Origin of the sequence: Variovorax frigidus, assembly GCF_051216515.1 — a bacterium.
Classification (GTDB): domain Bacteria; phylum Pseudomonadota; class Gammaproteobacteria; order Burkholderiales; family Burkholderiaceae_C; genus Variovorax.
The window spans coordinates 844059-853119 of record NZ_JBPJZF010000001.1 but is presented as its reverse complement, the minus strand read 5'-3'; the positions used below and the strand labels follow the sequence as shown (position 1 = coordinate 853119).

Sequence of the window (9061 nt, the reverse complement as noted above, 5' to 3'; positions counted from 1 at the left end):
GCATGATCTTCGCGCAGCGAATGCAAGGAGGGTTCCAGCGTCGCGCTGACTATCGTGACCATCGGGGACGGGGCCGTGGGCTTCGCAGGCGGCAGCCAGAACGGCTTCACCATCGAACTGGGCGTGAGCCGAGGCCGGGGCAACGAGGACGGCAGCGACGTCAGCTACAACAACACGCACGTGAGCGGTGGCAAAGCCGTGAACGTGACCAGCGGCGGCGACCTGAACCTCAAAGGCGCGGTCATCGAAGGCCCGAAGGTCACGGCGGATGTGGGCGGCAACCTGAACATCGAGAGCCTGCAGGACACCAGCACGCAAGAGCGCAAGGAACACTGGTGAACTCAAGCGCAGTTCGTTGGTGGAGAAGCAGTACCTCGAACAAAATCGGGCGGAGTTGGAGCAACTGTTGCTCGACCCGAAGGTGAGCGAAGAGACGCGCCAGCAGGCGCGCCTGAGCATCAAGGAACTCAACACGGCGATCAACGTGATCGACAAGGCGCCGGTGATTCGGGCCGCCGCTGAGTTGGGGCTGCTGGCCGTGGACGTGGCCACCCTGGGCGAGTTCGCTGCAGCACGGGTGCTGACGAGTTCTGTGGTGAAGGAGTTCGTACTCCGGCGCACGGGGACTACGCTTTCGGATGATGCGGCGGCGAGGGTTGCCAATAATTTTTATCGGGATGGGGCCGAAAGCCCTCAAGCGCTGGCCACTTCAAGCGGGACAGTGATTCAGGCAACCCCGGGAAAACCACAACGGTGCTAGGAACGTACCGTGACGATACGGCGAACATTATCGACAAGAAAATTGGCTTGCCCAAGAGTCTAGGATTTGCTGATCCCAAACCAGGAGGATTCAATGTTTTCAACGCCCCAGATGATTTGTTTGCAAAGCTGGGTGCGGACGAATTTTGGGAGCAAGTCAATAGACCTTTCTTGGACGCCGCAATCGCACGCTCCGATGATTTTTATCTCGCCACACGGCCCAATGACGCTGCTTTCTATCGAAATGGTCAACTAAGTGGGTTTGGGCGAGAGTATGAGTACCTTAAAGCAAACGGGTATGCATACAATGCATCCACCGGCAGCATGACGAGGAAATGATATGGATCTAGAGGATTTTGATGATCAAATCAATGCGGGAAGAGTTGAGTTGGCACTTTTCCTGCGCCTTAGAGAGGCTGAAATATATGGAACTGCCACGCCGATGCAGTGGCTTGGAAAGGTGCTCTCGAAGCTTCAATCTCAGCTGACGGATGGAAGAATTGTCGAGATTGAAGATCAAAACGGAATTGAAATAATAACTGACCTTCCAGGGTTTTGCGAATTTTTCAAGCGAAATTTCCCCGATGCCTTTCATGTGTTTATTAATAGGGGTTGATTTGTATTTTATTTTGGATGATATATGGAGCGATCCCAGGTAACACTCAACGGCAGGAAGCATGGAGGGGAATACTGCCGGGCACTGGGCGAAGCATGGGAAGGAGTTTCCAGAGTACCCTTCATTTTCTCAATACACGGAGGCGGCTCAGAGTTTTGTTGTGAATCCCCCGGTTGGTGCGCTTCTAAAAACAGCAAAAAATGGGGGCGTGCTTATTTATGACGCAGGCTCAAATACGTTTGCTGTGCGAACCGCGGATGGCGTTCCGAAAACCATGTTTAGACCTGATCCCGCAGTTCATGGACACCCTACAAATCTCGATTTTTGGAACTCAAAATGAATGATGATTTTTCGTTATGCCGAATCTGTGGATTTGATTGTGCACCGATGTTTCCTTGGGGTGTCGACGGCCAGTCCCCTTCTTTTGAACTTTGCCCTCGATGCGGGGTTCAGTTTGGCTATGAGGATTCAAATCCTCTCGCAATAGAGCGCTACAAAGCCGAATACATCAAAAATATTTCCAGCTTGAATGCGAAAAATTAGCAATACCCAAAAAGGATGAATTAACTTATTGCGGATGTCAAGTGAATACCCTGCCCGGCTGGCGCTACGAGGGAAACACCGAGGCGACCCAGCATGGCAAGCCGCCCGCGTCCGAGGCGGTCGCCGTCGGGGATCCTGCCAGCGGCGCGGGCACCGGCACCGCCTCGGGCCGAGGCCGCACCTTCACCGAGGTGCCGGCCAACGTCACTGCCCCGGGCGGCGCGGCGGCCGATGGCTCGGGTGCGGTGCGCGGCGATGGGCCCATGGTCGTGCGCACCAGCACGCCCGACACGCGCGCGCCCTCGGCCAGCCTGTTCCGCACGGGCAACGATGGCCGCTACCTGGTCGAGACCGATCCGCGCTTCGCGGGCTATCGAAACTGGCTGAGCAGCGACTACCTGTTCAAAGCCCTGGGCCTGGACCCGAACAACACGCTCAAGCGCCTGGGTGACGGCTTCTACGAACAGAAGCTGATCCGCGAACAGATCGCGCAGCTCACCGGCTACCGCTATCTCGAAGGCTTCGGCAACGACGAGGCGCAGTACATCGCGCTGATGAACGCAGGCGCCACCTTCGCCCAGCAGTACGGCCTGCGCCCCGGCATTGCGCTGAGTGCCGCGCAGATGGCACAGCTCACCAGCGACATCGTCTGGCTGGTCGAGCAGACCGTGACCCTGCCCGACGGCAGCACCCAGCGCGTGCTGGTGCCGCAGGTGTACGTGCGCGTCAGGCCCGGCGACATCGACGGCAGCGGCGCGCTGCTGTCCGGGAAGACCGTCGGCGTCAAAGGCGGCGAAGACGACAAGGGCCTGGGCGACCTGGTCAACACCGGCACGATCGCGGGTCGCAAGCTCGTGTCGATCCATGCCGACAACGTGAAGAACCTCGGCGGTCGCATCGTGGGCGACAGCGTGGGCATCGCCGCACGCAACGACCTCGACAACATCGGCGGCAGCATCGAGGCGCGCAACGCGGCCGTGCTCACGGCCGGGCACGACATCAACATCCGCAGCACCACCAGCACGCAGACCAGCGCGCAGGGCAGCCGCACGAACCTGGACCGGGTGGCGGGGTTGTATGTGACGAATCCGGGCGGGACCTTGATTGCTTCTGCAGGCAACGACGTGAACATCGTGGGGGCTGTCCTCTCCAACACTGGCGAAGGCAGCTATACGAAGGTGCACGCGGACCGCGATGTCAAGCTCGGCACGGTCGAGACCTCGAACAGCCAGGACATCACCTGGGATGCGAAGAACTATCGGCGCAGCAGCGAGAGCGACGAAGTCGGCAGCCGGATCATCGGCGGCAGCGGCACGGGCAGTAGCGTGATCGTCGATGCCGACCGCAACATCGTGGCGCGACAGGCCGCGCTCGAAACCGGTGGCCTGCTCTCGGTACACGCCGACGGCAACATCGACATGCAGGTGGGCCGCAGTACGCGCAGCGTGGACGATGCACACGAGAGCACCCTCCGCGGCACCTTCAGCAAGAAGACCCTCACCAGCCGCACCACCGCGGACGAATCGATCAGCCACGGCAGCAGCTTCGGCGGCAACCTCAGCTCGATCACGGCCAACGGCAACATCACCGGCGAAGGTGTGCACATCCGCGGTGACGAAGGCGTGCTGGTGCATGCGCAGGGCACGCTCGATCTGCACGAGTCGCGCGACCTGCGCAGCCAGAGCCGCGAGACCAGCGAGAAGCGCAGCGGCTTCGGATTCAGTGGCGGCAGCCTTCCCGTGGTCGTGCCGCAGAAGAACGAGCGCCGCGATGCAAGTTCCTCCTACAGCAACACCGCCGCACCCACCACCATCGAAAGCAAGAACGGCGGTGTGTTGGTGCTGGGCGAACAGGGTGCAGCGCTGCGCGGCGTGCAGGTCAATGCCAAGAAGGACGTCACCGTCAAGGGCGCCACGGTCAGCGTCATCGATGCGGTCAACGAACAAAGCAGCTCCAGCACCCATTACGAAAAAAACCTGAACCTCGGCACCGAGACCTGGTGGCGCGACCCCGGAACGGGCCTGAACGCCAAGCGCACCGACACCGATGCGGGCCAGCGCACCAGCCTGGCAGGCACCTCCCTCAACGGCACCAACGTCAACCTCCTGGCGGTCGACAAGGATGGCAACAAGGGCACGCTCACGCTTGGTGCGATCACCGTCAACACGCCCGGCAAGCTCACGCTCGAGGCAGACCAGCTCGTGCTGGCCACGCAGACCACGAAGGAAGACCAGAGCCACACCAGCGCAGGCCGCGACCTGATGTGGCAGAAGACGCAGGGCAAGGGCAGCAGCGACGAGCAGACCCACTACGCGAAGCTCAACGTGGGCGAATTGGCCACGCCGGTGAACAGCGTCCAGGCCGGCCTGGGCGCCCGGGACAGCGTCGAGGCCTTGGCCCAACAACCCGGCATGGGCTGGGTGAAGCAACTCAACGAAGACCCGAAGCTGCAGGGCAAGGTCGACTGGGTCAAGGTCGAAGAAGCACACCGCCAGTGGGACTACAAGCAGCAGGGCCTCACGCCCGAAGGGGCGGCGATCGTGACGCTGGTGGCGGCGTACTTCGCGGTGGGGCCGGCAGGGGCGGCCGGCAATACGGCGGGCAACGCCGCAGCGATCGGTCTGGGCGAGGGTGTACCGCTGGTCGGCGGCGGCGCGTTCTTCACAGGAGCGGGCGCGACCGTCTCCACCGTGGTCAGCGGTGCGGTGACCGCGGGGCTGTCGGCGCTGGCCAGCCAGGTCGCGGTCGCCTTGATCAACAACCGAGGCGACCTGGGCGCCACGCTGCACGAACTGGGCAGCAGCGCCAACGTGAAGAACCTGCTGACGGCCATCGCCACGGGCGGCGTGCTCGGGGGCTTGAACCTGAACCCGACCGGCCTGCCGACAGTGGGCGGTGGCACCGAGCAGTTCCTGACCCAACTCGGACAAAACATACAGGGCGCAGCCGCGAAGGCACTGATCGGCACGGCGATCAATGGCGGCAGCCTGGAAGACAACCTCAAGAACAGCCTGAAGACGGCATTCATCGACACCTTGGCGGCGCAGGCGGCCAACGCGATCGGGACCTGGACGCAGAAGGGTCTCATCGACGACTTCACCAACAAGGTGGCGCATGCCATTGCGGGCTGCATGGCCGGTGCTGCGAAGGCTGGCAATGGCTCGGGCTGTGGCCCCGGTGCATTGGGCGCGGCGGTGGGCGAGGCGGCCGCCGAACTCTACGGCCGCAACATCGACACCGTGCAACTCGCGGCCATGATGGGTGGGGTCGCTGCCGCGGCTGCGGGTGGCAGTGCGGCGGACATCAACCTCGCTAGCCAGGCGGCGGCGAATGCGGCGGCGAACAACTACTTAAATCATCCAGATGCCGTGCGAATGCGTGCACTAGCAGAGCAGTGCAAAGAGAGTTGCTCTGCAAGTCAACTTGAGGAATTGGCCGGCTTGCTGCTCAAAGACAACGAAACGACGGTGGCGTTGAACGCTTGTTCGGGCGTGCGAAGCGCAGTGTGCGATGGCGTTCGAGCTGATTATGCTGCTGCGTCAGCCAGCTATCTTCCGGCCGATGAGGATATTTGTGATCTTGCCCCCGTATTTCAGGACACGGGCTATTCGCAATGTAGCGCCTGCTCGATGTGAGCAAGACGCTGTTGGGCAGCGCGATGCTGCCTGAACTCCCTGGGTGATTTCATCTTCAATGCCGAGTGCGGGTGCACCTCATTGAAGTGCTCGAAGGCCGCGGCCATCTGCGCCATCACCGTTCTCGCGTTGGCCAGGTCCATGCGGCTGACGTAGTCGCGCTTGAAGGTGTTGACGAAGCTCTCGGCCATGCCGTTGCTCTGGGGGCTGCACACAGGCGTGTTCACCGGCTTCAGGCCCAGTTGTCGAGCGATCTGCCGGGTCTCGGCCGCGATGTACGCGCCTCCGTTGTCCGACAGGAACTCCAAGGTGTGAGTCTGGGGGATGCCATCGATGTCGCCGAAGCGCTTTACCACGGCTTCGATGAGCATCTCACGCACCGGTTCGCCCGGCAGCCCCTTGCCCTCCCAAGCCCGGAAGGCCAGGATTTCGCGGTCGCAGCAGTCCTTGGTGAAGGTTGCCGTCACGGTCTGACCCGAGTCGCACTTGATCTCGAAGCCGTCCGAGCACCAGCGCACGTCGCTGTGCGCGACCGCCACTTTCCCCTCGTGAGGCCGGCTGGACTGGCGCCGTCGGGGTGCCTTTGGCAACAGCAACGCGTGGCCCGCCATCACGCGGTAGACGCGCTTGGCGTTCACGCGCGCAGCGCCGGAGTTGGCTCGATGCCGGTTCACCAATGCGCAGGCGCGTCGGTAGCCGTAGGTCGGCAACTCGGTGATCTGCGCCTTGATCTCGTCGAGCAGCGTGGCGTCGCTGACGTTCACCGGTCTTTGTGTGCGGGCGTCGATCCAGTTCTCTGGGCGGATCCGCAGGCGATGAACATTCGAGCGCGCCAACCCCAGGGCCTGGCAGACAGCCTTCACTGGCCGTCCCCGTCCAGCAAGGGCGAGCGCGCAATCCACTTTTTTTCGGCGGCGTACTCCACGGCTTCCTTGAGGATTTCGTTCTCCAGGGTCTTCTTGCCAAGCACGCGCTGCAACTTGGCAATCTCGGCACGCGCGGCAGCGAGCTCGGAGGCAGGCACCACGGCCTCACCAGCGGAGACCGCAGTCAACGCTCCCTGACGCTCCAGCTTGCGCCACTGGAACAACAAGCTGGCGGCAACGCCTTCCTGACGTGCAACCAGCGACACGCTCATGCCCGGTTCGTAGCTTCGGCGAACCAGTGCGGCCTTCTCTGTGAGGGACCAGCGCCTGCGGCGCTGGTCCCTCATGATCACTTCGACGGTATCCGTATTCCTAGTCGTACTCACAGTCCTACTCCTATCTTCAAAGATAAGCGATAGACCGTGTCCTGTCATTCAAGGGGCCAGCTCAATTTGGACATGGGCACGCAAGCAGGCGGATGCGTCAGGCGGAAAGTACAGTGCAGCACAGATCTACGATGCGTATCGCACAAGTTTCGTGGCCGGAGCGGTACCGAACATGAGCGTTGGAGACCTGACGAATGCGGCCGAGTGGATCCGGGCTCGAATCGTAGGAGATGGCACTGAGAGTAATCCCGGGGAGGGAGCGCTTAGCAAGATAGCGATGGGTTGGGCCGTGGGCAACAGTGCATCAGCGCAAGGAGCATTAGCCTCTACGACTCTGGCGGTAGCGGGCGTGCTTCGTGCAGGAAGTCTGGTAGCAGGCGCAGTCTTCTCGACGAGAGCCTTGGGGTCGCAAGCACGTCAAAAAGAGTTGTTCGATCTCTTCTCTAAGGAAGAGCGAGGAAATTCCATTTCATTGAATGGAAAAGCCTATACGGCGACCCCGGAAGGGAATCGTGCGGGAACAACGAAGGTTTTTAATACATCCAACCTTTCCGATGCACAGCTGGAGGCACAGGCTAGAGCGTATGTGAACGATTTCATCAATGGAGCTGTACTGACGCCTGTTTCGGGAAATCCTCCAAATGTCTGGAGCGCCAGAATGGCAGATGGAACCATTGTTAATCTGAGATCGGTGTCGACTTCCAACATTAGTCGTTGGACTATTGAGGTCAAAGGCAATGCTCAGCTTGGAGCATTGAATCCTTCCAATCGCGCCAATAACTACGAGATAAAATTGAAGTGAGTTATATGCTGAGTGACGAAGAATTTGAGCAGATGTGCTACTGGTGTGAGGGCCAGGAGCTTAGCGCTGTTTGGGCCTGGGTGGCCAATCACGATGGGAGCTTTCAGGCGAAGCAAAGTCAGTTCCTAGACACGCTCAGAAGACTGATTGAAGAAGGAAAAATTCAATTACTCGATTTCAAGAGTCGGAGCCTGCTTCAGGGGGGTGTCGATGAGCAGATTGACCAGTTCGTCACATCGTTTCCACTGGAGGAGCATGAGTTGAGTGATGGAACTTGGTTCTATGGGGAGTCATGCCCTGGTGGCGCGCTGTGGAGATAGGCGCGCCACGTTACCAAACTAGCTGGATAGTTGGTGGCCCTTGCGATCAACAACATCGACAACCTGGGCGGGCGCATCGTGAACATCATCGGCGCCATCCTCTCCAATACCGGCGAGGGCAGCTACACGAAGGTGCACGCGGACTGCGACGTCAAGTTCGGCACGGGCGAGACCTCGAACAGCCAGGACATCACCTGGGATCCGAAAATCTACCGGCGCAGCAGCGAGAGCGATGAAGTCGGCAGCCGGATCATCGGTGGCAGCGGCACAGCAGCAGGCCAATGGCGAGGCGCGCATCGCGCCGGGAGCGGTCATCACTCGGAATGCCAATGGGACTTACGAGGCGCCGGTCCAGGTGTGGGATGGAGCTTCGCTATCGTGGGTGGACAAGCGAAATATCTCAACCTTCTTCCCGCCGTCTTGGTCGGAGGCGCGTATCACTTATGAAGTGACTGAGGGTTTTAGAAATAGGACGGTTTTGTCTGCTCAAAAGTGGAGAGCCGTCACTCCAAGTGGTATCACGATCGAAGGATTCACCAACGCGAATCGCACCACTTTTTATCCAACAGGAAAACCATGAACGCCGTACTCCGAGCTACGATGATTGAAATGATCGCCGATGCTGACCCCAGCAAGCGGTGGAAAAGCTGCTGGATTGAAGTTACTGAACCTGGGCCAGTAACAATCCTTCCGCGTTGGAAGGCATGCCTACCTCCATTTCAGATGATGTGCGATGCAATCATGGGGGACATTCAGAGTCCGCGAGGCGTCGCCTGCGTTATGGACTGGGTCCGTAAAGTCGAGTCTGGCGAACTCGATCTGGCCGATGTCGACGGCAATGCCTGGGTCATCAACATCACGCGCGACAAGGTTTGGTTCGAGGGCCTCTACAGCCAAGGCGAAGGCGGCGACGTCACCCTGTCGCAGTTCAAGTTGGCGGTGCAGACCTACCTTCGGTTCTTGAGCGATCCTGAACGTAAGCCCATCGAGGTCGAGTTCCCGGAGTTCTAAGGTCGATTTCAGCCGCTGCAGGTATGTTGCTGATGGGCGAACAGAGCGCTGCGCTGCGTAGCGTGCAGATCGATGCCAAGAAAGACGTCACAGTCAAAGGCGCCACGGTCAGCGGCATCGATG

At 60.2% G+C, this 9061-nt stretch carries 10 protein-coding genes; 9 read left to right on the top strand and 1 reads right to left on the bottom strand.

Translation table 11 applies throughout. The annotated features are described in order from the left end of the window. Positions 1–54 precede the first annotated feature (54 nt). From ACSFBC_RS04040 to ACSFBC_RS04020, 5 genes are all read left to right on the top strand, one after another. Positions 55–339 (top strand): hemagglutinin repeat-containing protein, encoded by a 285-nt coding sequence (locus tag ACSFBC_RS04040; RefSeq protein ID WP_435509009.1) that lies wholly within the window; start codon positions 55–57, stop codon positions 337–339. Positions 340–358: 19 nt separating this feature from the next. Further along, positions 359–760 (top strand): hypothetical protein, encoded by a 402-nt coding sequence (locus ACSFBC_RS04035; RefSeq protein WP_435509008.1) that lies wholly within the window; start codon positions 359–361, stop codon positions 758–760. Continuing rightward, positions 754–1098 carry a hypothetical protein gene (locus ACSFBC_RS04030; RefSeq protein ID WP_435509007.1) on the top strand — a complete coding sequence of 115 codons (345 nt, stop codon included), beginning with the start codon at positions 754–756 and terminating at the stop codon, positions 1096–1098. The genes ACSFBC_RS04035 and ACSFBC_RS04030 overlap by 7 nt, the downstream gene beginning before the upstream one ends. Before the next feature lies 1 nt (position 1099). Then, on the top strand, positions 1100–1375 hold the full coding sequence (locus ACSFBC_RS04025; protein ID WP_435509006.1) for a hypothetical protein: 276 nt from the start codon (positions 1100–1102) through the stop codon (positions 1373–1375). Between the two features lie 584 nt (positions 1376–1959). Then, positions 1960–5553 carry a DUF637 domain-containing protein gene (locus tag ACSFBC_RS04020; RefSeq protein ID WP_435509005.1) on the top strand — a complete coding sequence of 1198 codons (3594 nt, stop codon included), beginning with the start codon at positions 1960–1962 and terminating at the stop codon, positions 5551–5553. On the opposite strand, the gene ACSFBC_RS04015 is transcribed toward ACSFBC_RS04020, so the two are convergent. Then, positions 5523–6766, bottom strand: a protein-coding gene (locus tag ACSFBC_RS04015) for an IS3 family transposase (protein ID WP_435509004.1) whose coding sequence is annotated in 2 segments (ribosomal slippage) — positions 5523–6469 and positions 6469–6766 — 1245 coding nt in all. Because the reading frame shifts where the segments join, the coding sequence is not laid out codon by codon here. The genes ACSFBC_RS04020 and ACSFBC_RS04015 overlap by 31 nt on opposite strands. A gap of 211 nt (positions 6767–6977) precedes the next feature. Here ACSFBC_RS04015 and ACSFBC_RS04010 point away from each other — a divergent pair. The 4 genes from ACSFBC_RS04010 to ACSFBC_RS03995 all read left to right on the top strand — a co-directional run bounded on the left by ACSFBC_RS04010 (position 6978) and on the right by ACSFBC_RS03995 (position 8938). Beyond that, positions 6978–7607: a hypothetical protein gene (locus ACSFBC_RS04010; RefSeq protein ID WP_435509003.1), complete on the top strand. Its 630-nt coding sequence runs from the start codon at positions 6978–6980 to the stop codon at positions 7605–7607. Next, complete coding sequence (locus ACSFBC_RS04005) at positions 7604–7927, top strand: hypothetical protein (protein ID WP_435509002.1); 324 nt, start codon at positions 7604–7606, stop codon at positions 7925–7927. The genes ACSFBC_RS04010 and ACSFBC_RS04005 overlap by 4 nt, the downstream gene beginning before the upstream one ends. 232 nt (positions 7928–8159) lie before the next feature. Beyond that, positions 8160–8507 (top strand): EndoU domain-containing protein, encoded by a 348-nt coding sequence (locus ACSFBC_RS04000; RefSeq protein ID WP_435509001.1) that lies wholly within the window; start codon positions 8160–8162, stop codon positions 8505–8507. After that, positions 8504–8938 (top strand): hypothetical protein, encoded by a 435-nt coding sequence (locus tag ACSFBC_RS03995; RefSeq protein WP_435509000.1) that lies wholly within the window; start codon positions 8504–8506, stop codon positions 8936–8938. The genes ACSFBC_RS04000 and ACSFBC_RS03995 overlap by 4 nt, the downstream gene beginning before the upstream one ends. Positions 8939–9061: the final 123 nt, after the last annotated feature.

Coding starts and splice junctions, on each gene's coding strand:
- ACSFBC_RS04000 (WP_435509001.1), top strand. CDS start 8,160: ATGAAGTCGGCAGCCGGATCATCGGTGGCAGCGGCACAGCAGCAGGCC.
- ACSFBC_RS03995 (WP_435509000.1), top strand. CDS start 8,504: ATGAACGCCGTACTCCGAGCTACGATGATTGAAATGATCGCCGATGCT.
- ACSFBC_RS04010 (WP_435509003.1), top strand. CDS start 6,978: ATGAGCGTTGGAGACCTGACGAATGCGGCCGAGTGGATCCGGGCTCGA.
- ACSFBC_RS04025 (WP_435509006.1), top strand. CDS start 1,100: ATGGATCTAGAGGATTTTGATGATCAAATCAATGCGGGAAGAGTTGAG.